We start from the raw sequence: 22793 nt of genomic DNA, 5'->3' as shown, positions 1-22793 counted from the left end.
GACATGAGCACCAAGCCGAAACGACATCTCGCAATCACCATGGGCGATCCGGCCGGGATCGGCCCAGAGATCATCGTGAAGGCCTGTGCGCGGCTGCGCGACCGCCTGGAGGCATCCGACCTTAAGCTCCTGATCATCGGCAGCGGCCGTGCGCTGGACCAGGCCAATGGCCGACTTGGCGCCAAGCTTGACGTCGCAAGGGTCAACGCTGAGGACGCCGATTGGCCGAACCTCGGCTTCCTGCAGGCCGATGCGGAAGCCACGGCGATCGAGCCCGGCGTGCTGTCCGCCGATGGCGGCCGGTTTTCGTTCAAGGCGGTCGAACGGGGCGTTCGTCTTGCGCTCTCCGGACGCGTCGGCGGCATCGTGACCGCGCCCTTGAACAAGGAAGCGCTGAACAAGGCCGGCTACCACTATCCCGGCCACACCGAGATGCTCGCCGAACTTACCGGCGTGCGCGGATCCGTGATGCTCCTCGCACACGGCAACATGCGGGTGAGCCACGTCTCGACCCATGTCGCCCTACAGGATGTGCCGTCCCGCCTGACGCCGGAGCGGCTGCGGCACGTGATCGACCTGACCCACAAGGCGCTGAAGGGCATCGGGATCGCTCGCCCGAAGATCGCGGTTGCCGCGCTCAATCCGCATGCGGGTGAAGGCGGACTCTTCGGCCGCCAGGATATCGAAGTGTCGGCGCCCACGATCGCAGCGGCGGTCGCCGACGGTCTTGATATCGTCGGACCGGTCCCCGGCGATACCGTGTTCGTGAAGCTGCGTGCCAGCCAGTATGACGCGGTGGTCGCGATGTATCACGACCAGGGGCATATCCCGGTCAAGCTGCTCGGCTTCGAGGTCGATCCCGCTACGGGCACATGGCAAGAACTGTCGGGCGTGAACATCACCCTCGGACTGCCGATTGTGCGCACGTCAGTCGACCATGGCACCGCCTTCGACATCGCCGGCAAGGGCATTGCCAACGAGCGCAGCATGATCGAGGCGATCGAATACGCCGAGCGACTCGCGGGCTAGCCCTGTCCGTCCCCAAGACCGTATTCCTCGTAGATGGTCAGCGGATCCGTGTCGGGAAACAGCCGGCACTTGGCCTGTGCGAGGTGAAGCGTTACCGCGCCAGGATCGCAGCCAGCGGTGAGAATCTTGCGGATATCGTCCATGTGCGCGCGCGGCTGGTGCTTGGGTGGAAGTTGCTCGAGCGCAACCAGAGCCGTGGCCAAGGCCTCGGTGATCACCCATTCATCGTGGCCGGTGATTCCCTTCCTCGCCATCGACACACCTCCCGCACCACCGCGCGCGACATTCTAGCGCACAGCGGGTGGGGGCTGTCATCAGCGAACATGGTCCGCGGAAGGGGACACAATTGGTCCCGCGGGGCTGTTGCCGGTTCCGGAACCGGGCCTCAAGGGGGAAGCTGCACCGAATTGCCGAGTCGGATCCGGTGGCCTCAGTCGCTCGCGGTCCGGAATGGAGGCGTTGGCGCGATCTCCGCGCCCGCGACCGGCTTGTTTCGAGAAACCGTTCCGTCGATTTTCGATATTGGATCGGCGAACGAGCGCATGGACGAGTCTTCTGACTTGGACGCAACTGCCGCCTGCCGGAACTTGTGTTGCGGCTATCGCTGCGACGCGGCGCAAGATTTCGCTAGTCATTTCGAGCCACGTTCAAAACGTTAAGTTGCTCAGCAGATTTCTTTGCGTTCAAATTCGCGGACAGACTTCCGCGCAAGATGGGCACAGCGCAGATGCCTGCAGGCCCGGAGAGAGTCGGTTGTACCGCCAGCCGCGCCGCAATCTCCGGGCCGACCCTACTAATTCCACCTCGTGAAGTGAGCATCGCTTACTCGAGCTTGCCCAAATCCAATAGACGTGCGGCAAGCGGGTTTCGAACAGCTCGCAAGCTACGGGCTGCGCATTCATTGATTTCTCGATCAATTGGCATCCGGGTCCGTCGATCGGCGAATTGTTCAAGGCGCTGATGGCGCCTCTTTTTCTCTTGCCGGCGATCTCAATCGTCCAACGCTTGGCGCTGTGGCTTGATGTGGTGCTTCAAAATGAAGCGTCGGGGATTGACCGAGGCGCTGCTACACACAGTCTGGTTTGCAACTTCCAATCGGTAGGTCGTGCTTGGCACAAACTGCACTGGCGAAACCCGGCCGCCCCGGCCAATAATGAGGGTCTATCGGGGGTGCCGGTGACGAATTTAATAAAGAGGTCTGAGCGAGGACGTCGCCTGCTGCGCGCGAGGGTACGCCGCGTCTTGGAGGGTTCAGGTAGCGATCTCGCGTATACTGCGGGTGTAGTAAGCGCTGGCTTGTTCTCCGCGCTGGCATGGACCGTCTGCCTGATTGGGCCATGACAGAACCAAAGGTAGCTCACCACCGGACGCTGCGTTCGCCGCGAGAGACCCGCCGGCGGATCAACACGCTGAACTGCACGAGGCGCCCGAGCCTATGTCAAATTCTGGCGTCGACCTGCGCGTACCGCCGGTCTCGGGGGTGATGGTTGTTCAGGCTCGGGGTCACTTTGCTTGCGTTGTTGGCGCTGCCATGCCTCGCACAGCAGGCGGGCGCGTTGCCGCTCACGCCGTTTCGTTCAGAGGTCCAGGCCCAACGCCACTGTCCAGGCGATACCGTGGTGTGGCTCGATTTTCGGAAGGAACGTTATTATCTCAAGGGACAGAAACGTTATGCGAAGGGTTTCAGTGGCAATTTCGTATGCAGGGGAGAGGCGCGCGACAGTGGCTACCGGCGCTCGCTGCTTGGCCTCCGCTGATGCCACAAAAAGTGCGGCCGTCCACGCGACCGGAACAAGACAGGCCTCAAGGAGCCTCTTTGGCTTGATCTGAATCAAGCCGGGCGTGGAGTAGCGGAGGCTACGCTGCCACTGTGTTTGCCGAACCTCAACCGGAAGCGCGCACTTGAGGACACTTCGCCAGCTTGTGGCCGGGGACGAGTTCATCCAGCTCGCAATTCGGCTTGGGCTGCTCGCGCTTCTGATCTACTGGACATTCGTTATCATCGAACCCTTTGTGGCGATCCTCGCCTGGAGCGTGGTTCTTGCCGTCGCGCTCTATCCCGTTTTCACCTGGCTTTCGCAAGCGCTCGGCGGCCGTCCCAAGGCCGCCGCGGTGCTGCTGACCATCGTCAGTCTCAGCATCGTCATCGGGCCGGCGGCCTGGCTTGGGGTAGAGGCTATGGATGGCATGAAAGACATCGCCGCACAATTGAGCGACGGCACCATCGTGGTCCCATCGCCACCGGCCGAGGTCAGAAATTGGCCGCTGGTCGGTCAGCCCTTGTACGAATTGTGGGATCAGGCCTCGAGCAATCTCCGGGCGGTGCTGCGTGAGGTCGTGCCATATTTGAAGCCGCTTGCCGGGACATTATTTGCCTTTGCTGGCAATGCCGGCGTCGGAACACTGAAGTTCCTCATTGCCGTCGCGCTGGCGGGCTACCTGTTTCCGTATGCCTCACAACTTGCCGCGGCCTGCCGGAACTTCCTCTCCCGCGTCGTGCCCGAGCAGAGCGAACACTTCCTGGATCTGGCCGGAGCAACCATACGCGCGGTCTCCCGGGGCGTCATCGGCGTCTCGGTCCTGCAGTCGCTTCTCGCGGGCATTGGTTTCAAGCTGGCAGGCATACCGAGCGCAGGCCTGCTGGCCTTTGTCGTGATGCTGCTCGCCATCATCCAGATCGGGCCCGCCATCGTGCTGCTTCCCGTCATCATCTGGGTTTGGTCAGCCAAGGATTTTGCGACGGCGCTGGCTCTGACGCTTTTTTTCCTGGTGGTCGGTGCGCTCGACAACGTGCTCAAGCCGCTTGTCATGGGACGGGGGCTCACCACACCGACGCTCGTCATCTTCGTCGGTGTGATCGGGGGAACGTTGGCTCACGGCATTGTCGGTCTTTTCATCGGCCCGATCATCCTGGCGGTGGCCTGGGAACTGATGACGGCGTGGATCCGGGAAGACCGCGCCCGTCTGGCGGGGGAATGAGCGATGTTGTTTCAGTTGCTCACGGGATCTGCGGTAAGCGCTGTCAACATCGCGATCCATTCGCTGCTGACCGTCGTCGTGATCGGACTCTTGCGGACCGCCATACCAAATGCCGCAGCGCGACCCGGGCTGCAACTCGCCGGCGTAATGATCGTGGCAGCGTTGGTGCTGATGCTGGCGCATACCTTGGAGATTACGGTGTGGGCGCTGGCCTATTGGGTGCTTCGCGCGGCGCCGCCCGGCAGCAATCTGCTCTACTTCGCATTCGTCAACTACACGACACTTGGCTACGGAGATGTCACGCCGGTCAAGGACTGGCTCTTGATCGGGCCGATGGCCGCAATGAACGGCATTCTAATGTTCGGCTGGTCGACCGCGGTCCTGTTCGAAGTGCTGCAAAAGACGCTCGAGCGGCAGGCGTCGCTAGTGAAGTCGTCCTAGATCGACGGCTCGCGTCAGGTGTCGAGCCTGGCCAGCTGGTCTCGATCAACCAGCATGATCTCGCGCTGGTTGGAGCCGAGGAAGTCGAGCGCGCCATATGCGTGCAGCTTGGACAATGCGCGCGAAACGGTTTCCAGCGTCAGCCCTAGATAATCGGCGATGTCACGTCGGCACATCGGCAACGCGACGAGGCCGACCCCGGTGAGCCGACGATCCATCTCGAGAAGGAAGGCCGCGACCCGCTCCAAAGCGGTTTTGCGTCCCAGCAGCAGCATGTGATCTTCGGCGTGCTGCAGATTGTTGGTCGTCATAGTCAGCAAGTGACGGGCAAGGGCCGGATCCGAGTGCGCGACCCGCTCGAGGCTCAACCGCCTGAACAGCCGCACCGTAGTGTCCACAATGGCCTCCGCGGTAAAGCGGTGAATATCGTCGTTTTCCAGCCCGAAAATGTCCCCAACAAGGTGGAAGGCGCCGATCTGGCGGCGTCCGTCGGACAGCAGCTTGTAGCTGCGGACCGCGCCGGAAATGACCTGATAGACATACTCCGCCGGCTCTTTCTCGCCGTAGATCTCGGTGCCCTTCCTGTAGTTGAACTCGCTGCTGAGGAAGCCTGCGTGGCTGGCGGTCAAGCCGCCAGGGATGTAGGAGGGATAGGCCGGGCTGGCGTTGACGCGAGCAAACATGGACCAACTCCCTGCTTGTACTGAACTGAGTACGTCGGTGGCGGCTCGAAATGCAGGTGTCCGCGTCCGTGATCTACGATGCGCGCGCCTCCTGTCGCTATTGGCCTTGAGGTCATTGTCCCAAAGGACAGGTGCGGACGCCGAGATTGCTTTTCAATCCTTGCGATCGGATGCTAGGTTCCTGATGCTTGGTCTCCGGTCCCGAACGCAATGGACAAGGCAATCCGGCTCCTCGGACTGATCATTTTGCTGGTCGCGCTGCTTTCGCCGATAAGTCTCCAGGCGCAAGAAATGCGGCCGCGATCCGTGCTGGTGCTGGACCAGTCCGATCGCCGCGGTCCGTTCTACTACCAGGTATTTTCAGGATTGCGGGCGGCGGTGAGCGCCCATGCCCACGCGCCAACCACGGTCTATACCGAGAGCCTGGACCTCAACCGCTTTGGCGGCAAACAGTATGAGGACGATCTTCGCCGGTTTCTCGAGGCGAAGTACCGCGACCGGCCGATCGGCGCCGTGGTGGCTGTTGGAGCCGCCTCGCTCGAGCTTGTGCTCCGCTGGCGCCCACAATTGTGGCCAGACACGCCTGTCGTGTTCGCTCTGGTCGAAGAAAGCGATTTTGCGCGCCTGAACCCGCCATCCTACGTCACCGGCGGCAAGGTGTCGGTGAAATTCAGCGATGCCGTCAAGGCGGCACGCGCCGTGGTGCCCGACCTCGCAACGGTGGCCATCGTGGGTGCCGAGTGGGAACGTCAGGTCGTCTTCCGCGGCTGGAAAGACCAGGTTGCTGCCGGGATCGAGGGGCTCAACATCGTCGAGATAGTCGGACGGCCGATGCCAGAGGTCCTCGCGCGGGTGGCCGCGCTGCCCCGCGATAGCGCGATCATCTACACGGGTGTGTATGCCGACGGCAACGGCAACTATTATCCGCCCTCCGACGCGCTCGCCTTTATCAGCGAGAAGGCGAACCGGCCGATCGTCGTCCCGGCTGAGACATTCCTCGACGCTGGCGGCATCGGCGGCTTCGTCCTTGTCCCGACCGTGATCGGATATGAGGCGGCCAAAAGGGTCCTTCGGATCCTCGATGGCGAGAAGCCTGAAAACATTGCGTCATCGATCGTGGATGCCGTGAAGCCGATCTTCAACTGGCAACAAATGCAGCGCTGGAACGTCAGTGAATCGAGCTTGCCCGCGGGCAGCGAAATCCGCTTCCGCGAACCGTCATTCTTCGAAAAATATCGGTGGCGGGCAGTCGCCCTTGTCGCGGCGATCCTGATCCAGGCCCTGCTGATCGCGTTTCTGCTGCGAGAACGCCACATGCGCCGCACTGCGGAGGTCGAATCGCGGAAACGCTTGTCCGAGCTGGCCCACGTCAACCGCCAGGCGACGGCAGGGGAGTTGTCCTCATCCATCGCGCACGAGCTCAATCAGCCGCTTGGCTCGATTCTGACGAACGCGGAATCGGCGGAGATGATTCTCCGCTCGACCGCGCCGGACCTCGACGAAGTGAAGGAAATTATCTCCGACATCAAGCGGGACGATCTGCGTGCGAGCGAAGTGATCCGCCGGATGCGGAGTCTTCTCAAACGCGTGCCCTTTGAGACAAAGGAAATTGATCTCAATCAGACCATGCGCGAGGCGTTCGACTTCCTCTCGCTGCAGGCCTCCGCGCGCAATGTCGCCTTCTACCTGCAGACCTCTCCAGAGGCACTTCGGGTAAAGGGCGATCCAGTGCAGTTGCAGCAGGTCATCCTCAATCTCGTCGTGAACAGCATGGATGCGATGGCCAAGATGCCCTACGGCCGCACGATCATTGGCCGCACTGAGGTCAATGGGGGCGCGTCGGCCGTGGTCTCGATCTCGGATTCCGGTCCGGGAATACCGCCCGATAGGTTGATCGATGTTTTTGACCCGTTTTTCACTACCAAGGAGCAGGGGATGGGAATCGGATTGTCCATCGCGCGGACCATCGTGCTCGCCCACAACGGACAGATCTGGGCGGAGAACCAGTCCGGAGGCGGAGCAGTATTCCATCTTTCCTTGCCGTTGGCCGCCTAGAGCGTTATCGATTCTGATTGAAATAGAACCGAAGCTCTGGGTTCATGGATTGACGCGTTTTCTTCCTCCGAACCGGTGCCCGCTTCGCTCGGAAGCGCTATAGGAGCAAGACTTGCCAGCTCTCGTTCACGTCGTTGACGATGACGCATCGTTTCGAAAGGCCGTGGAGCGTCGGCTCAAGCTGGCAGGCTTTCAGGTTGCGACCTATCCATCGGCTCAACAACTGCTTGATCACCTTCCTCAGGGCGATCAGGCGAGCTGCATTCTGCTCGACGTGCGTATCCCAGGAGTAAGCGGTCCTGAATTGCAGACTCGCCTTAACGAGCTCGGCTCGATACTTCCTATCGTGTTCCTCACCGGTCACGCTGATACGGCGACCACCGTACGTGCGATCAAGGCGGGTGCGGAGGATTTCCTGACCAAGCCTGTCTCTTCGGATCAGTTGATTGATGCCATCAACCGCGCCATCTCGCGCCACGAGCAGGCTCGCTTGCAACGGAGTCGCCTCGAATCCCTTCGCGACCTTTGTTCGATGCTGACGCCTCGTGAGCGTCAGGTGTTTGAGCTGATCGTGCGCGGCAGGATCAACAAGCAGATTGCGTACGAACTCGGAACGACCGAGCGCACCGTGAAGGCGCATCGCCACCAGGTCATGGAAAAGATGCGGGTTCAATCCCTTGCTGAGCTGGTCTCGATCGCCGAGCGACTTGGCATGCTGGGTCCGGTCGCCAGTCAGCAAAATTGAAAGGACGTCGACGCCCTGTCCGAAGGGACAATATGAAAGCTGTATGACAGGGCGTATCTCAGCAAACGCAGTGGGCGATCGGGAGCGTCGTCTGACGGGAATTTGCTGCAAGCAATCGATCCGTAAGATTGAGCTTGCGGCAGCAGACTAGCAAGCGAACCTGAAAATAACCGAGGCCGACCTCCTTGCCGACGCCGAATCTTGTTTTCGTTGTGGATGATAATCTCTCGATGCTCAGGGGCATCAAGCGATTGCTGAGGGAGTACGGCTTCGCGTCCGAGCTGTTCGAAACCGGCGGGGCGTTGCTGAATCATGGCGACTTCAGCAGCGCCGTCTGTCTCATCCTCGATATCAATCTGAGCGACGGCTCCGGTATTGATCTGCGACATCGTATCGCGGGCCTCGGCATCGATCTGCCCGTCATCTACATCACTGGCAACGACAACCCCGCAACACGCATAGCAGCAGTGGAGTCGGGATGCGTCGCGTATCTGACCAAGCCATTCACGGCGCGGTCGCTGATCGAGCCGATCGAGAAGGTGCTGGCGGCAGCATCGTAGCCGGCGCCTTGTGCGCTATTCGTCGATGGCCTGCTCGAGTGTCTGCGCGGGAGCGCCCTGGCGGACGGACGCGAATCGCTCGAGCGGGACCGACGTCGCCACCGACAGGATGTTGGAATCGACCACTTCCAACGCGAGCGCTTGTCCAGACTCCATCTCCGCGACGAGCTTGGGATCGGCAGGGCTTGCCGCAATACAGGCGTTGCTCAGGCACCATGTGTAGGGGAGGCGATAGGGCTCCTTCCGGTCGACCGAGAGCTTGACGCCGGCCTGCAGATACATCCCGACCGGTACGAATAGTTGCAGCCGGGTGCCGCCACCTTCCTCGCGCTCGATGAGATCGATGCGGACCGCGGTCTGGCCGGTTTCGAAGGTACCGGTGATCGTAGTCCGGCAGAGCGCCTTGGCGCCGGCGGCCTTGAAGCAGACCTTGCGCCAGTCGCCGTATTTGATCTCACGCGGCGGACGTTGCCCGCGCGTTGGGACTTCGGCCGGGTCTAGCTTCGCGGCATCGCCTGGAGGGGAGACCTGCTGGCTGCGCGCTGGATAGCTGCCGGCCGTCGAGAGCAGGAGACCGGCGAATGCGGCTCCTCCAGCTTGCAAGAGGCGCGAACGTCGAGAGCGATAGGGCGTGCTCATGATGGCTCCTCCAAGCTTGGCTCCACGTCTACTGGAGTCTGTCCAGGAATCGTTCGACCAGCGGCGACCAGATCGGGATCGCGTCGGCGGAACCGATCAGGAAGTGTCCGTCATTGCCAAATGGCGGCAGCAGATGATATTCGGCCCGGCCGCCCGCGGCCGTGAAGGCCTCGTACATGCGTTTGGACAGCGCGGGTCCGAAGAAGGTGTCGTTTTCGATGTAGATCCACAGCATGGGAACGCGCGACGTGCGTCCAAACAGGGCGGTCGCTTCCACGAGCTTGTCGGGCGCGCAATTATTGTTGGGCTTGCCGTCGACGCGGCCGCCACGACCGGCCGCGAAGGTGATGATGGCTTTGATCTGCGGCGGATTGAGGCTGGACAGCGCGATCGAGGCCCAGCCGCCGGCCGATTGGCCAACGACGATGACGTCTTTCGGCACGATGCGCTTTTCGGCCGCCATGTAATCGATGATCCAGAGGTCGGCCTGCGCGACCGCAAGGCCGGGATCGAGGAAGTTTGGGTTCGTGCACTTGCCGACCTTGGAGAAGAACGGGCCGTAGAGACCGCGCTCGGGAATGTCGATGGCCGCCGCGCCGTAGCCGGTGCCGACCGGCGCGACCACAAGATAGCCGCGCTTTGCAAACCACATTGCGGCGTCACGGAATTCAACCAGTGGGAAGAAGCTGCGGTCTCTCGGATTGAGCGACACGCCGTGATTCATGATCACAAGGGGGAAGGGGCCGTCGCCGACCGGGCGGACCAGATAGGCGAACATCGGAAGCGGTAGCGGCAGCGCCCAGATTTCTTCCTGAATGCGCTGCACAGGAGCCTGATTGTCCGTGCCCGCCGACGCCGGCACGCTTGTCAGCAGAAGCACAATGGCGAGCGTAAGGGATCGCAGGTACGTCTGATGCATAGAGCGACGCCTCCATTCCTCTGCCATGGCGAGGATGCGCCGAGGGACCTGGCATGGATTGATCCAGATCAATCTCGATCCCCGCCAAACGGTTGTCTGTTGGGTGTGCAGATGGCGAATCCTTCAGGAATAGGGGGCAATTTCCTTGGGCATTGTCGCCAGCGAACCAATTCGCCCGGAGGAAATGGCACAGGTGGCGCTATTGCTAGCCTCAACCGGTGGCTATCTCGACGCCTACACCTGGATCATTCACGGGGTGATGGCGAATGCGCAGACGGCGAACCTCGTTCTGCTCTGGGTGTATTGCACCGTGGGCAATTGGGAGGAGGCGCTTCACTTCCTTCCGCCGATCATCGCATTCATAGTTGGCATCATAGTCGCATCGTGGTTGCGGCGCGCCGCCGTAAAGCGGGCAAGCGCGATCAGCATACTGGTCGAGATCGCACTGCTCGTGACAGTCGGCATTCTGCACAATCGGCTGCCTGACCTGGCAGGAACCCTTGGCATTTCATTTGTTGCTGCCATGCAGACTGTGGTTTTTACCAAGGTGGAGGGCGCCACCTACAGTTCGGTGATGATCACCGGCAATCTGCGTCAGGCAGTCGAAGGCCTGTTCGCCGCGGCCTCCGGGGGCGGTCAGCCGGGGATGGTTCGCCGCTCGGGTATCTTTGCCGGCGTGTGTGTCGCGTTCGGAGCGGGAGCAGCGATCGGTGCGTTTGCCACTAAGGGCATACCCGATGTGGCTCTTGGCCTTCCGGTGGTCGCACTGTTGATCGTCCTGTTGCGCTGCGAGGTGAGAGGTGAGGTTTGACCTGAATCAATCCGCACTGGCAGGCAAAGGGGACGCTCGGTCAATGGACAAGAAATAGCAGACATGAGTGTATCCCCGCGCCAAGCGAACTGGCTTCGGCTGTTTCCGCCGGCGACCTGGCTTGCCGAATTTCGTGCGTCCTCGCTCAGTTCCGACGCGATTGCCGGAATCACGCTTGCCGCCTACGCGATTCCGGTGTCGCTGGCCTATGCGGGTCTCGCCGGGCTGCCGCCGCAGGTTGGCGTCTACGGTTACCTGCTTGGCGGTATCGGCTATGCCTTGCTCGGCTCGTCCCGCCAACTCGCGGTGGGGCCGACGTCGGCAATCTCCCTGATGATCGCAGGCGCGGTCGGAGGGTTGGCCGGAGGCGATCCGGTGCGTTACGGGCAGATCGCGAGCCTCGTCGCTTTTTCTGTCGCTGTACTATGTTTGGTCGCGTGGCTATTCAGGCTAAGCCTGCTGGTGCGGCTGATCAGCGACAGCATTCTCGTCGGCTTCAAGGCCGGGGCGGGACTCACCATCATCATGAGCCAGTTGCCCGGATTGTTCGGGGTTGCGGGCGGAGGACACAATTTTTTCGACCGTGCCTTGCGGCTCGCCCGCCAACTCGGCGACACCAGGCCTCTTGTGTTCATTATAGGCCTTGCTGCAATGCTGCTCCTGCTTCTCGGTGAGCGGCGGCTGCCGGGAAAGCCCATCGGCCTTGCGGTGGTGGCACTGTCGATCCTTGTCGTATCGATCTTCGGTCTGCCTGCGCTTGGCGTGCCCGTGACCGGCGAGATACCAACGGGACTGCCGGCGCTCGCGTTGCCGACATTTGGGTTGCTTGAGTTCGACGAGTTGTTTCCAATCGCGGCCGGATGCCTCGTGCTCGCCTATGTCGAAGGCGTCTCGGCCGCCCGGAGCTTTGCGGCGAAGCACGGCTACACGCTGGACGTCCGGCAGGAGTTTCTTGGGTTGGGCGCCGCCAACCTGGCCACCGCATTTGGTCACGGCTATCCGGTGGCTGGCGGACTGTCACAGTCTGCGGTCAACGACTCGGCCGGAGCGCGCACGCCGTTGGCACTCCTCTTCTGCTCCATCACCCTTTCGCTGTGCCTGTTGTTCTTCACGGGCCTTCTGACGAACCTGCCGAAGGCCGTCCTGGCGGCTGTCGTGTTTGCCGCGGTGTACAAGCTGGTCGATGTCGGGGCTTTGATCCGCATGTGGCGGATCAGCCGGATCGATTTCTATGCGGCCATCATCGCCCTTGTCTCGGTGTTGTTCCTTGGCATCCTCCAAGGCGTCCTGTTAGCGGCGCTTGCCTCGATCTTCCTGCTCCTGCTCCGTGCCTCCCAGCCCAACGTTGCCTTCCTGGGCCGCCTTCCCGGGAGCGGCCGGTTTTCCGATCGTGCCCGGCATGAAGAGGTGGAGCCTCTGGCTGGCATCATCGCTTTCCGCCCCGAAACCTCTTTGCTCTATATCAACGCCGAGACGGTTCTCGAAACCGTGCTGGACGCGTTGCGGACGTCACCCGACGTCCGGCTGGTGGCCTGCGATCTCTCGGCGTCGCCCTTCATCGACTTGGCGGGATCGCAAATGTTGCGCGATCTTCATGACGAACTGGCGTCTCGCTCGATCGCCTTCTCCATTGTCGGGGCCCATGCGCAGTTGCGTGAGCTCCTGAGAGCGGATGGCCTGGCAGAGAAGACTGATAGCAACGAGTGGATGCGAACGCTCGATAGCGTGCTGACCGACAGGAAGCCGCCGCTACAGGGCTGACGGCACGCTCGGTCCGTCCGTCAGCGGTCAAGAGCAGTTTCAGGTCGTGTTGCGCTGCGATGAACTGCCGGATTGGGATTTGCCGAGATCGCGCATCGAGCTTGCGGCGGCTTGACCTGGATCAAGAGGGGCAACGCGTAGCGGCTTCATTATCGGCGCAATCACCGCCAGGATCGGAGATATTCCATGTCCAACGCCAAGCCGGCACAACAGCGCATCGATCAGTTCCTCTCTGGACCCGGTGGACGGGCGGACAATTGGCGCGATCTGGTTGACGCTGCGAAGGCATGGAGCAAGGGCGGGGATCGTGCGAGATACGATGAGGCACTGTCGGTTCTTGCGGCCACGGAAGAGTTTCACGGCTATCCCGGTCTCCATTTGATGGCGGCCCTGAAGGAAGCCGCGGAGGCCGGCGACGCCGCCACCTCGCTCAGGCTCGCAACGCGGATCGTGCAGGCGCTGCAGACCAAATCCTTCCGACAGCACGCCGGTGACTGGAATGCACAGGATGAGGGAGATGGCGGTGTCCCCGATCTGCTCCCGCCGACCTTCGGTGAGCCCACGGCGCGCCGGCCCTATTTCGAAACCCTGATCGTCACCGGGGTGTCGGCAAACAACTGGCCGGGTCTTGCTACCGAATGGCGCAAGCTGCGGCGTCCAGTCGACGCGTTCATCTATGAGCCCGTCATCGTTGGCAGCCTTGAGGACGCCTTCTGCGCCGCCATGCTCAACCCCAACATAGCGGCGGTCGTCATCAACGAGGGCTTTGGCTTACGCTCGCGCCACACTGCACCCGTGCTTCGCGCCATGACGGGAGCGATGGGGCTCAATGAAGAATCCGATGCCTCTGCGCTCCGGCTGGCGCATATCCTGAAGCGGGTCCGCCCCGAGCTGGATCTCTACCTCATGTCCAATCGCGACGTCGAGGAAATGGCCGGCAATCCCGAGGCCGATGTGGTTCGGCGGGTCTTCTACTCCGTCGAGGACATCCTCGAGCTGCACCTTTCGATCCTGGAAGGCGTGCAGGATCGCTTCGAGACACCGTTCTTCGACAATCTGAAGAAATACGCGCAGCGGCCGATCGGAACCTTTCATGCGCTGCCGATCGCCCGCGGGAAATCGGTCTTCAAGTCGGACTGGATTCGCGACATGGGTGAATTCTATGGCCTGAACCTGTTCCTGGCCGAGAGCAGCGCCACCACCGGCGGGCTTGACAGCCTGCTCGAACCGACTGGCAATATCAAAAAGGCGCAGGACAAGGCGGCCCGCGCACTTGGCGCTGACCGCGTCTTCTTCGTGACCAACGGCACCTCGACATCCAACAAGATGGCCGTGCAGGCGCTGCTGGCCCCCGGCGATATCGCCATCGTCGATCGCAACTGCCACAAGTCGCACCATTACGGGATGGTGCTCGCCGGCGCGCAGCCGCTCTATGTCGAAGCGTTTCCGATGACCGAGTATTCGATGTATGGCGCTGTGCCGCTGAAGACGATCAAGCAGGCGCTCCTGAATGCGAAGGCCGATGGCCGGCTCGACCGGGTCAAGTTGATCGACCTGACCAACTGCACCTTCGACGGCCACATCTACAACACGCGCCGGGTCATGGAGGAATGCCTCGCGATCAAGCCCGACCTGATCTTCCTCTGGGACGAGGCGTGGTTCGGCTTCGCGCGGTTCTCGCCATTTCTGAGGCGGCGTACCGCGATGGGGGCCGCCAACGAGATCGAGGCGTGGATGCATGACCCGAAATCGGTTGCGGCCTACGAGAAACAGCAGGCCGAGCTCGGCAAGAATCCCTCTGATGAGGTGCTGCTCAAGACCCGGCTCATCCCCGATCCGCGCCAGATCCGGCTGCGCGTCTACCAGACCAATTCGACGCACAAATCCATGTCGGCAATCCGACAGGGCTCGATGCTGGCAGTCAAGGACGTCGAATTCCACACGGTCGAAGCGCAATTCAAGGAGGCCGTGTTTACGCATGCTTCGACCAGTCCGAACCAGCAGCTCATCGCAAGCCTCGATGTCTCACGACGCCAGATGGAGCTGGAAGGTTACGGTCTTGTGGCCAACGCGATGGAGATTGCGGTCGCCATCCGCCAAGCGGTCAACAACAATCCCCTGATCTCCAGATATTTCCGCGTTCTCGGCGCGGATGCCATGGTACCCGCGGAGTATCGTCAAAGCGGGTTTACCGACTATCTGGCGCCTAACACGAATTGGGCGAGCGTCCTGAAGAGCCTGAACGACGACGAGTTCTGCCTCGATCCAACGCGAATGACGTTGGTCAGCGGCACAGCCGGCTTCGACGGCACGCAGTTCAAGGGCCTGCTGGCCAGCCGATACAACATCCAGGTCAACAAGACCTCGCGCAACTCGGTCCTGATCCAGTCCAACATCAACAATACGCGGAGCGACGTCGCGCATCTCGTCCGAGTATTGGCTGAGATCGCCGGTGAGGTCGAGCGCGGGCTCACCCAGGGCGGTGCCAATGCTCGGGCGGCCTTCGAGGCGCGGGTCCGGAGCCTGATGAAGGACGTGCCGGACCTGCCGAACTTCTCGCATTTTCACCAGAGCTATCGCGGCGATGCAGGTGCCAAGACCAATGAAGGCGACATTCGCAGCGGCTTCTATTCCGCTTACGATGCCGCCGGCTGCGAATACATCCGCCTCAACGATCCGGAGATCGACCGCCGCCTGAAGAGTGGTCCCGATCTCGTCTCCGCGAACTTCGTGATCCCGTACCCGCCGGGCTTCCCGATCATGGTGCCGGGGCAGGTCATCACCCAGGAAACCATCGACTTCATGCGCAAGCTCGATGTGAAGGAGATCCATGGCTATGACGCGGTCGAGGGGTTGAAGCTCGTGAAGACCGAGGCCCTGGCGCAGATGGGCAAGCCAAGAGCTGCACCGAAGCTCAAGGCTGCTTCTTAAGTTAAAAGGGGGACGGTCATGCAGAGCTTTTTCACATTCCTTCAGCAGAATCCTTATCTGCTGCTGTTCTTCGTCGTCGGTCTCGCTGTCTGGATCGGGCGCGCCAGCATCAAGGGCTATGGGCTTGGCATGGTTGCCGGCGCCATCGTGGTCGGCGCCGGCCTGTCGGTTTGGGCCTCGACCTATGGCGTGAAGCTCGAGCTGAACAACTTCGTCAAAAGCCTTTTCTACTATCTCTTCATGTATGGCGTCGGCCTCCGGGTCGGACCATCCTTCGTCAACAGTCTCAGGGGCGACGGTCTGAAATTCTGCATTCTGGCGCTGGTGTCGAGCGTGCTGGGACTTGCACTCGTGGTGATCGGCGCAAAGATGTTCCAATTGCCGGTCGGCGCCGCCGGCGGGATGCTTGCGGGGTCGCAGACCATGTCGGCTGCGATCGGCTCAGCTGAGCAGGCAGTCACATCAGGTGTCGTCAAGCTGCCTGCGGGCATGAAGCCCGAAGATGCGTCGGGCATGATCGCACTGTCCTACGGGATCACCTACATCTGGGGCACCGTCGGCATCATCCTGATCTGCAAGTATCTGCCGCGCTGGTGGGGCATCGATGCCAAGGCGGCAGCGAAGAGGTATGAGCAGGAATTTGGCGTGAAGGATCTCGAGGGCGGCGGCCTGACCGGCTTTCGCCAGTTCGGCCTGCGCGCCTACCGGCTGGAAAATCCGGCGCAAGTGGGCATGACCATTGCGGGCTTCCGCAAGGGCAATCCCGAATATCGCATCGTCAATGTGGGGCGCGGCGGCGAGCCGTTGGGCGCCGATCCCGATCTCGTGCTGCAAAAGGGTGACATCATCGCACTCGGTGGCGCGACCGAACATCTGACCGGGAAGATGGGGCTGATCGGCCCGGAGGTCGCGGATGCCAAGACGCTTGGCATCCCGATGGATCAGGCCGAGATCGTGGTCTTCAACAAGGACGTCGTCGGACGTACCTTCGAGTCCTTCCGCGACACGGCGATTGCCGGCCAGTTGCAGGTCACCAAGGTCGAGCGCGGCGGCGTGCAGATTCCGGCCGGCCTCAAGACCGAGCTGCAACGAATGGATATCGTCTCGGTGGTCGGGTTAAAGTCCGCCGTCAACGAGCTTGGCGAGATGTGGGGGCGTATCGCGCGCACCAACACCTCGACGGACCTTTTGACGCTCGCGGTGGGCATGATTCTCGGCTTCTTGATCGGGATGATCGAATTCCCGGCGTTCGGCGCCAAGGTTGGCCTCGGCAACGCCGGTGGCTTGCTGCTGTCGGGCGTGATTATCTCCTCGATCGTCTCCCGTCTGCGCTTCTTCGGCAACACGCCGAACGCGGCGCGCAACGTGCTGGAGGACCTGGGTTTGGTAGTTTTCGTTGCAATCGTCGGCGTCAACGCTGGTGCCGGCCTGCTGGCGCAGCTGACGGGAGCGCTCGCGCTCAAGATATTCATCGTCGGCTTCATTGCCTGCACGATCCCTCCGTTCATCGTCTGGGCGATCGGATTCCATGGCTTCAAGATCAATCCCGCGGTGCTGATGGGGGGCGTGGCCGGCGCGCGGTCGCATTCCGGCCCATGCCGCGAGGCTGCGGTGGAGATCCAAAGCTCCGTGCCCTGGATCGGCTTCCCCGTCGCCTACGCCGTATCAGGTATCCTGCTTACCATCTTCGGTTATTTCGCTATGCTGCTTGCACAATAGGCTGCTGTCCCGTCCTGGTCTCTTGGAGGAAACATAATGAAGGGTCGTCTACTTGTTGCTGTTGTTGCTTTGCTGGTGGGGTCAATCGGATTGGCCGCGCCGTCGCGAGCCGAAACCGGCTCGGTCTCCGTCGTCTTCACAAAGGGCGGTCTCGTCATTGGCGTCGGAGGTGGTGAGGGCGTGCTGACCCTCCGCGGCAAGCACTATCCGTTCACCGTGTCGGGGATGAGCGTTGGCTTCACGGTCGGCGCTTCGACTGGCAAGTTTGTCGGTCGTGCCTACAATCTCAGGGGACCGGCCTCGATCGAGGGCTCCTATAGCGTGGCCGGTGCGGGCGGTGCGGTCGCGGCCGGCGCAGGAGGGGTGCAGTTGCAGAACGCCAATGGCGTAATCCTGCAGCTCAGCGGCCCGAGGGTTGGCGCCGAAGTATCGGCCGCGGTGGGTGGGGTCACGATACGTCTGAAATAAGGGAAAGCCCGACCAGGCTGTGCGAAGAAGGCGCGGCCTGGCAGGCTCAGTACCGTTCGGCAACCAGCTTCATCCCGCGCAGACCTGCCTGATCGTTGTAGCGTCCCTTGTTTGATCGCTTCGGGAGCTTGACCTTGTCATGCTTCACGCGCCCGTACGGAATGCTGTTCAGGATGTGTGCAATGCAGTTGAGCCGGGCCCGCCGCTTGTCATCGGACCGTATGACATACCAGGGCGCATGTTTCGAGTTGGTCGCCTTGAACATGAGGTCACGCGCGCGGGAATAATCGTACCAAAGCCGGTAGGATTCAGTGTCCATCGGGCTTAGTTTCTACTGTCGCAACGGATCGTCGATGCGCGCCCTGAAACGGCGCTCCTGCTCCTCCATCCCGACCTCGAGCCAGAGCTTGATCAGGATGATGCCGCCCTCAATGGTGTACTGCTCCATTTGCGGACAGAGCGAAAGAAAACGCTTGTGGTCAGCGGGTGTGCAGAACCCCATCACGTATTCCACCCCGGCGCGATTGTACCAGCTGCGATCGAAGATGACGATTTCGCCGGCGCCGGGAAAATGTTGCATGTAACGCTGGATAAAGAGCTGCGACTTCTCGCGGTCGGAGGGAGCGGGAAGGGCCACGACGCGGAACACGCGGGGGCTGACCTTCTCGGTGAGGGCCTTGATCGTGCCGCCCTTGCCGGCGGCATCGCGGCCCTCAAACAGGATGATGACGCGCAGCTTGTTTGCCTTCACCCAGTCCTGGAGATAGCAGAGCTGGACTTGCAGCTTTTCCAACTCCTTCTCGTAGATCTTGCGCTTCATCTTCTCCACGGGGCCGCCCTTCGCCATACGGGCATCCGTCGTTGCAAGCTCTAATCCCCCCAGGCGATTACAACGCCGATGTCGCCTGGCACGCCGCCCGGGAAATCGATGATCTGGTAGCGGATGCGATAGCCGCGCGACTTCAGATAATCGGCCCAGAGCTGGTAGATCTCTTTTGGGATTCCGGTGAGCGTCTTTTCCCAGCCCGGTTCCATCTGGTTGATGGCGCGCCCCTTGTCGGTACAGAGCGTGTTCGGGAAGCGGTAGACCTGCACCTCGGTTAGTCCGTTTCGTACCGCACGCTGGATCACCGTCGATGCCAGCTTGACCTTTTCCTCTTCGGTAAGCCCCGACGGCTTGCTCAACCGCTCGATCAGGGCTCTTTTTTCGGCTTCGGCGGCGGCCGCGCGACGGGCGTACTCGTCGGCCTTTTCCGCTTCCTTCAGAGCCGCCTCCTTCTGGATTACGCTTGCATTCGGGATCAGATCGTCGATCTTGTCTGGCATTGCTTGGGCCTCCTGGGACCGATCGTTTGTCCTGCAAATGAACGCTACGGCCCGGCCGCGTGGCTCGCTTGATCCAGATCAAGCAAACCGCGCCGCAGGCGGGCACGGTGCGGGACACGGCTGCGGGACGCTCAGGCGCCCGGAAGGGAGATGAAATTTGACCGAACAGATGCATCCGGCAGCTCCCCATCATCTGCCGTTTTTCATTCCGGGCCCTGGCGGCTCGGACCCGCTGATGGTGGCGATGGGCATTTTCCTTGTAGCTACAGTTCTATGGGTGGGCACCCTTTACTGGAAGCTGCACAGCCTGCCGGAGCGCATGGCGCACAAGTCTCAGAAGCTGCAGTTTGAGATCGTCGCCGTGCTCGGCCTGATATCGCTTTTCACCCACATGCACATCTTCTGGGTTGCCGGCCTGCTGCTGGCACTTATCGACCTGCCGGATTTCAGCACGCCGATGCGCAGCATTGCTGATTCCGTCGAGCGCATTGCCGACGCCACGCCGGGAACGCCTGCCGCCGAACCCGAAGCCGAATCCGTACCTCGCCGCGATTCCGACGTCCGGGCGCCCGCGAAGGAAGGGGTGCACAACCATGCTTGAGCTCATGATCTGCTCGCTGGTGACGATCCTGCCGGATTACCTCTACCGCCGCTATTGGCAAGGCAAGCGGTTCGGCAAGGAGATCACGTTCTTCTCCGTCTGGTACGAACTGAGATGGGGTATCACCGGCTGCCTGATGCTCACGATCTCACTGATCACGATGATCTTCTACTTCCATCCCTCGACTACCTCCGCGGCGCTCTACTTCAGGACCGTGCCGATCCTGCCCGAAGGCTCCGGCCGCGTCGTCGAGGTCAATGTCGGTTTCACCGCGCCGGTGAAGAAAGGTGACGTTCTGTTCCGGCTCGACAGTTCGAAACAAGAGGCAGCACTGGAGACCGCCAAGCGAAAGATCGCCGAGGTGGACGCGTCGCTGATCTCGGCACAGGCCGATGTGGTCAAGGCGGAGGCTCAGGTCGGGGAGGCGAAAGCCTCCTTGCAGCAGGCTAAAGACGAACTGGATGTGAAAAGCGAATTGCAGCGCCGTAATCCCGGCATCGTGCCGCAACGCGACATCGAGAAGCTGCAGGTGCTGGTCGATCAGCGGCAGTCGGGCGTCGATGCCGCAACCGCCGTCAAGGAATCGGCGACGTTGCGCGTCTCCACGCTCTTGCCAGCGGAGAAGGCGAGCGCCGTGGCCGCGCAGGCGCAGGCGCAAGTGGATCTCGACAAGACTTTCGTCCGTGCCGGGGTCGATGGCCGCGTCGAGCAATTCCTCGTTCGCCCCGGCGACCTCGTTGCCCAGATCATGCGGCCGGCCGGAGTCCTGATACCCGACGAAGCGGGTCGGAATAGGTTGCAGGCCGGATTCGGGCAGATCGAGGCCCAGGTGATGAAGCCCGGCATGGTCGCAGAAGCCACGTGCATGTCGAAACCCTGGGTGATCATTCCGCTGGTCGTCACCAGCGTGCAGGATTTCATCGCCGCCGGCCAGTTCCGGGCTAGCGAAGTGTTGATCGATCCGCAGAATCTGCAAAAGCCAGGTTCGATTCTTGCCTTTCTGGAGCCGCTCTACAAGGATGGCCTCGAGGGTGTTACGCCGGGCAGCACCTGCATCGTCAATGCCTACACCAGCAACCATGATGTGATTGCCGATCCGAAAACCGGCGCGTTGATGGGTTTTGCCCTGCATGCCGTCGACGCGACCGGGCTCGTGCATGCACTCCTGCTTCGGATCCAGGCGCTGCTGCTGCCGATCAAGACGCTGGTCTTGAGCGGTCACTGACTGCCGCGAATTACCACAAGGAGATGTCGGATGAGATCGGACTGCAGGCTTCGCGCAATCGTCGTGGCGAGCGTGATTTTCGCATTCCCCGATTGCGCGCAGGCGTTCGATCTTACCGGCGCATGGGCGACGAGTGCGGATCAATGCGGCAAGGTGTTCGCGCACAAGGGCAGGGCAAATCAGGTCACGTTCAGAAACTTCTCCGGGGTTTACGGCGGCGGCTTTATCGCCGAGGCCAATCGTCTGCGAGGCAAGTTCGAGAATTGTGCGATCAAGTCGCGGAAGGATGACGGTCAGACCATCAACATCGTCGTCGCATGCGCCTCCGGGATCATGCTGTCAAACGTCCAGTTCTTCATAAAGACGGTCGACGACAACACGATCACGCGGCAATTCCCAGGCATCGAGGGGATGGAGGTCACGTATCACCGTTGCAAGATCTAGACAGACGCGATACGCGTTTGCAAACGCTTGCGCCGGTCCTTCCACAGTGCGCTTGCTGGCCGAACCATAGCTGATCGGTGAGCTGCCATGGACACGATCAAGATGCCGACTTGGCTGCGGATGGCCCTGGTCGGCGGGGTCGTTCTCCTGATCGGAGGCGCCGGCTTCGTCGGTTACCGCTGGTACACGCGACCGACCACGCTGACCGTTGCGGTGGGTTCACTCGACGGAGAGGCAGTCAAGCTGGTTTCCGCGATCGCCGGCAGGCTCACCGAGGCCGCCGCACCGGTGCGGCTTCATCTCGTTCAAACATCCGGTCCGCTAGAGGCGGCCAATACCTTTGCGTCCGGCAAGGTCGATCTTGCGGTGGTGCGCGGCGATGTCGGCGATCTGTCGCAGGCTCAGGCTGTCATGGTGCTCGCACACGCCGTCGTTTTGCTCGTGGCCCCACCGGGACCCGCGGTAGCGGACGTAACGGAATTGAAGCGCGCCACGATCGGCGTGGTCGGGTACGAGGCCAACCAGAAGCTCATCAAGGTTCTGACCGACGAATACGACCTGGCGCGGGCCGGCGTTTCCTTCAAGGCACTAACTTTGGGCGATGCAAAGCGCGCTCTCGATGCAAAGGAGGTGCGGGCGATCCTGCTCGTGATCCCGCTGACGGAAAAATATCTGGCGCAGTTGCGCGGCGTGTTCCCACACAATGCGCGAGCCGGTCCCGTGATGATCGCGATCGAATCGGCAGGCGCTATTGCGGAGAAGGAGCGAGCATATGAAAGTTTTGATGTGCCGAAGGGGACCTTGCGCGGCTCGCCGCCAATTCCTGCCGAGGACCTGACAACGCTCAGGACGTCGTTCTACCTGGTGGCGCAGAAGAAGCTCGGCGCCGATCTGATCGGCGATTTGACGCAGTCCGTCATGAATGCGCGCAGGGACCTGCTTGCGGAATTGCCGGTGCTGGCGCAGATCACGGCGCCGGACACTGCGGCGGATGCTTACCTGCCGGTGCATCCGGGGGCAGCTGCGTTCTACGACGGCACACGTGAAAGTTTTCTCGATTCGTGGGGCAACGTGATCTTTCTTGTGCCGATGATCGTGGGCGGGCTGGCTTCGGTGCTGGCGGCGACGTGGAAGTTCGTTCGTCCCGTCGAGACCAAGACCAGGCAGGAGGCACTCGATGCGCTCTACGCGCTGGGACCGCGCATCCGGGAAACCAGGCAGGCATCGGAGCTGGACGAGATCGAGCACGAAATCGATCGGGTGCTTCGGACCCAACGAAGCCGTCCGACCGCGGATGACAGTGCCGAACGCGACGTCACGGCGGTCAACGTCGCGGCCCACCGTCTGGAGAACTTGATTCACGATCGCCGCGCCCATCTCGCATCGCAGCAACCCGGCGTCCCCGGGAGCTGAAGCGGCAACGCTTTCCTTGATCTCGATCAAAGGAACCTCGATGC

General features: G+C 61.6%; 21 protein-coding genes and 1 pseudogene. 16 read left to right on the top strand and 6 right to left on the bottom strand.

All coding sequences use genetic code 11. The features are described 5' to 3' along the window. Window positions 1–3: 3 nt before the first annotated feature. A complete protein-coding gene (gene pdxA, locus JQ553_RS08980) occupies window positions 4–1029 on the top strand; it encodes a 4-hydroxythreonine-4-phosphate dehydrogenase PdxA (protein WP_249144043.1) in 1026 nt (341 codons plus the stop codon). Here pdxA and JQ553_RS08975 read toward each other — a convergent pair. Next, the gene (locus JQ553_RS08975; protein ID WP_212499518.1) at window positions 1026–1283 is read right to left on the bottom strand and encodes a hypothetical protein; all 258 of its coding nucleotides are present in this window, start codon (window positions 1281–1283) and stop codon (window positions 1026–1028) included. The two genes, pdxA and JQ553_RS08975, sit on opposite strands and share 4 nt — an antisense overlap. Before the next feature lie 1254 nt (window positions 1284–2537). Between JQ553_RS08975 and JQ553_RS34350 the strand changes: the two genes are divergently transcribed. The 3 genes from JQ553_RS34350 (at window position 2538) to JQ553_RS08965 (ending at window position 4449) form a co-directional block, all read left to right on the top strand. Next, window positions 2538–2786, top strand: a complete 249-nt coding sequence (locus JQ553_RS34350) for a hypothetical protein (protein ID WP_249144123.1) — start codon at window positions 2538–2540, stop codon at window positions 2784–2786. Between the two features lie 145 nt (window positions 2787–2931). Next, window positions 2932–4008 carry an AI-2E family transporter gene (locus JQ553_RS08970; protein ID WP_212499517.1) on the top strand — a complete coding sequence of 359 codons (1077 nt, stop codon included), beginning with the start codon at window positions 2932–2934 and terminating at the stop codon, window positions 4006–4008. 3 nt (window positions 4009–4011) lie between these two features. Beyond that, the gene (locus tag JQ553_RS08965; protein ID WP_212499516.1) at window positions 4012–4449 is read left to right on the top strand and encodes a potassium channel family protein; all 438 of its coding nucleotides are present in this window, start codon (window positions 4012–4014) and stop codon (window positions 4447–4449) included. 14 nt (window positions 4450–4463) lie between these two features. On the opposite strand, the gene JQ553_RS08960 is transcribed toward JQ553_RS08965, so the two are convergent. Further along, entirely contained in the window at window positions 4464–5132 is a 669-nt protein-coding gene (locus tag JQ553_RS08960; RefSeq protein WP_212499515.1) for a helix-turn-helix domain-containing protein, read from the bottom strand. Window positions 5133–5423: 291 nt separating this feature from the next. Between JQ553_RS08960 and JQ553_RS08955 the strand changes: the two genes are divergently transcribed. From JQ553_RS08955 to JQ553_RS08945, 3 genes are all read left to right on the top strand, one after another. Then, the gene (locus JQ553_RS08955; RefSeq protein ID WP_249144041.1) at window positions 5424–7187 is read left to right on the top strand and encodes an ABC transporter substrate binding protein; all 1764 of its coding nucleotides are present in this window, start codon (window positions 5424–5426) and stop codon (window positions 7185–7187) included. A 112-nt stretch (window positions 7188–7299) separates the two neighbouring features. Beyond that, window positions 7300–7932: a response regulator transcription factor gene (locus JQ553_RS08950; RefSeq protein ID WP_212499513.1), complete on the top strand. Its 633-nt coding sequence runs from the start codon at window positions 7300–7302 to the stop codon at window positions 7930–7932. A gap of 185 nt (window positions 7933–8117) precedes the next feature. Continuing rightward, a complete protein-coding gene (locus tag JQ553_RS08945; protein WP_212499512.1) occupies window positions 8118–8492 on the top strand; it encodes a response regulator transcription factor in 375 nt (124 codons plus the stop codon). Between the two features lie 15 nt (window positions 8493–8507). Here JQ553_RS08945 and JQ553_RS08940 read toward each other — a convergent pair whose 3' ends face one another. After that, a complete protein-coding gene (locus tag JQ553_RS08940; protein WP_212499511.1) occupies window positions 8508–9131 on the bottom strand; it encodes an invasion associated locus B family protein in 624 nt (207 codons plus the stop codon). Between the two features lie 28 nt (window positions 9132–9159). Further along, the gene (locus JQ553_RS08935; RefSeq protein ID WP_212499510.1) at window positions 9160–10050 is read right to left on the bottom strand and encodes a S9 family peptidase; all 891 of its coding nucleotides are present in this window, start codon (window positions 10048–10050) and stop codon (window positions 9160–9162) included. A gap of 184 nt (window positions 10051–10234) precedes the next feature. Between JQ553_RS08935 and JQ553_RS08930 the strand changes: the two genes are divergently transcribed. From JQ553_RS08930 to JQ553_RS08910, 5 genes are all read left to right on the top strand, one after another. Further along, complete coding sequence (locus JQ553_RS08930) at window positions 10235–10861, top strand: YoaK family protein (protein ID WP_212499714.1); 627 nt, start codon at window positions 10235–10237, stop codon at window positions 10859–10861. 63 nt (window positions 10862–10924) lie between these two features. Beyond that, window positions 10925–12622 carry a SulP family inorganic anion transporter gene (locus tag JQ553_RS08925; RefSeq protein ID WP_212499509.1) on the top strand — a complete coding sequence of 566 codons (1698 nt, stop codon included), beginning with the start codon at window positions 10925–10927 and terminating at the stop codon, window positions 12620–12622. A 186-nt stretch (window positions 12623–12808) separates the two neighbouring features. Further along, window positions 12809–15553 (top strand): decarboxylase, encoded by a 2745-nt coding sequence (locus JQ553_RS08920; protein ID WP_212499508.1) that lies wholly within the window; start codon window positions 12809–12811, stop codon window positions 15551–15553. An 18-nt stretch (window positions 15554–15571) separates the two neighbouring features. Further along, window positions 15572–17272 carry an aspartate:alanine exchanger family transporter gene (locus JQ553_RS08915; RefSeq protein WP_212499507.1) on the top strand — a complete coding sequence of 567 codons (1701 nt, stop codon included), beginning with the start codon at window positions 15572–15574 and terminating at the stop codon, window positions 17270–17272. Between the two features lie 36 nt (window positions 17273–17308). Beyond that, a complete protein-coding gene (locus JQ553_RS08910; protein WP_212499506.1) occupies window positions 17309–17740 on the top strand; it encodes a hypothetical protein in 432 nt (143 codons plus the stop codon). Between the two features lie 46 nt (window positions 17741–17786). Here the strand turns inward: JQ553_RS08910 and ppk2 are convergent. Both ppk2 and JQ553_RS08900 read right to left on the bottom strand, forming a co-directional pair. Beyond that, window positions 17787–18587, bottom strand: a pseudogene (ppk2, locus tag JQ553_RS08905) (polyphosphate kinase 2). Between the two features lie 23 nt (window positions 18588–18610). Further along, window positions 18611–19066, bottom strand: a complete 456-nt coding sequence (locus JQ553_RS08900) for a hypothetical protein (protein ID WP_212499505.1) — start codon at window positions 19064–19066, stop codon at window positions 18611–18613. A 157-nt stretch (window positions 19067–19223) separates the two neighbouring features. On the opposite strand from JQ553_RS08900, the gene JQ553_RS08895 reads away from it, so the two are divergent. The 4 genes from JQ553_RS08895 (at window position 19224) to JQ553_RS08880 (ending at window position 22749) form a co-directional block, all read left to right on the top strand. After that, complete coding sequence (locus tag JQ553_RS08895) at window positions 19224–19667, top strand: hypothetical protein (RefSeq protein ID WP_212499504.1); 444 nt, start codon at window positions 19224–19226, stop codon at window positions 19665–19667. Continuing rightward, window positions 19660–20892: an HlyD family secretion protein gene (locus JQ553_RS08890; protein WP_212499503.1), complete on the top strand. Its 1233-nt coding sequence runs from the start codon at window positions 19660–19662 to the stop codon at window positions 20890–20892. The genes JQ553_RS08895 and JQ553_RS08890 overlap by 8 nt, the downstream gene beginning before the upstream one ends. 30 nt (window positions 20893–20922) lie before the next feature. Beyond that, window positions 20923–21336 (top strand): hypothetical protein, encoded by a 414-nt coding sequence (locus tag JQ553_RS08885; protein WP_249144039.1) that lies wholly within the window; start codon window positions 20923–20925, stop codon window positions 21334–21336. A gap of 87 nt (window positions 21337–21423) precedes the next feature. After that, window positions 21424–22749 (top strand): TAXI family TRAP transporter solute-binding subunit, encoded by a 1326-nt coding sequence (locus tag JQ553_RS08880; protein ID WP_212499502.1) that lies wholly within the window; start codon window positions 21424–21426, stop codon window positions 22747–22749. Window positions 22750–22793: the final 44 nt, after the last annotated feature.

The organism is Bradyrhizobium lablabi, assembly GCF_018131005.1.
Classification (GTDB): Bacteria; Pseudomonadota; Alphaproteobacteria; order Rhizobiales; family Xanthobacteraceae; genus Bradyrhizobium; species Bradyrhizobium lablabi_D.
Note: the sequence above shows the minus strand (reverse complement) of the source record. Positions and strands in the feature narration are given on the sequence as shown.

Excerpts from the sequence above, each read along its gene's own strand:
- pdxA (WP_249144043.1), top strand. The coding sequence starts at position 4 with ATGAGCACCAAGCCGAAACGACATCTCGCAATCACCATGGGCGATCCG.
- JQ553_RS08975 (WP_212499518.1), bottom strand. The coding sequence starts at position 1,283 with ATGGCGAGGAAGGGAATCACCGGCCACGATGAATGGGTGATCACCGAG.
- JQ553_RS08965 (WP_212499516.1), top strand. The coding sequence starts at position 4,012 with ATGTTGTTTCAGTTGCTCACGGGATCTGCGGTAAGCGCTGTCAACATC.
- JQ553_RS08960 (WP_212499515.1), bottom strand. The coding sequence starts at position 5,132 with ATGTTTGCTCGCGTCAACGCCAGCCCGGCCTATCCCTCCTACATCCCT.
- JQ553_RS08955 (WP_249144041.1), top strand. The coding sequence starts at position 5,424 with ATGCGGCCGCGATCCGTGCTGGTGCTGGACCAGTCCGATCGCCGCGGT.
- JQ553_RS08940 (WP_212499511.1), bottom strand. The coding sequence starts at position 9,131 with ATGAGCACGCCCTATCGCTCTCGACGTTCGCGCCTCTTGCAAGCTGGA.
- JQ553_RS08935 (WP_212499510.1), bottom strand. The coding sequence starts at position 10,050 with ATGCATCAGACGTACCTGCGATCCCTTACGCTCGCCATTGTGCTTCTG.
- JQ553_RS08930 (WP_212499714.1), top strand. The coding sequence starts at position 10,235 with ATGGCACAGGTGGCGCTATTGCTAGCCTCAACCGGTGGCTATCTCGAC.
- JQ553_RS08925 (WP_212499509.1), top strand. The coding sequence starts at position 10,925 with ATGAGTGTATCCCCGCGCCAAGCGAACTGGCTTCGGCTGTTTCCGCCG.
- JQ553_RS08920 (WP_212499508.1), top strand. The coding sequence starts at position 12,809 with ATGTCCAACGCCAAGCCGGCACAACAGCGCATCGATCAGTTCCTCTCT.
- JQ553_RS08915 (WP_212499507.1), top strand. The coding sequence starts at position 15,572 with ATGCAGAGCTTTTTCACATTCCTTCAGCAGAATCCTTATCTGCTGCTG.
- JQ553_RS08910 (WP_212499506.1), top strand. The coding sequence starts at position 17,309 with ATGAAGGGTCGTCTACTTGTTGCTGTTGTTGCTTTGCTGGTGGGGTCA.
- JQ553_RS08900 (WP_212499505.1), bottom strand. The coding sequence starts at position 19,066 with ATGCCAGACAAGATCGACGATCTGATCCCGAATGCAAGCGTAATCCAG.
- JQ553_RS08890 (WP_212499503.1), top strand. The coding sequence starts at position 19,660 with ATGCTTGAGCTCATGATCTGCTCGCTGGTGACGATCCTGCCGGATTAC.
- JQ553_RS08885 (WP_249144039.1), top strand. The coding sequence starts at position 20,923 with ATGAGATCGGACTGCAGGCTTCGCGCAATCGTCGTGGCGAGCGTGATT.
- JQ553_RS08880 (WP_212499502.1), top strand. The coding sequence starts at position 21,424 with ATGGACACGATCAAGATGCCGACTTGGCTGCGGATGGCCCTGGTCGGC.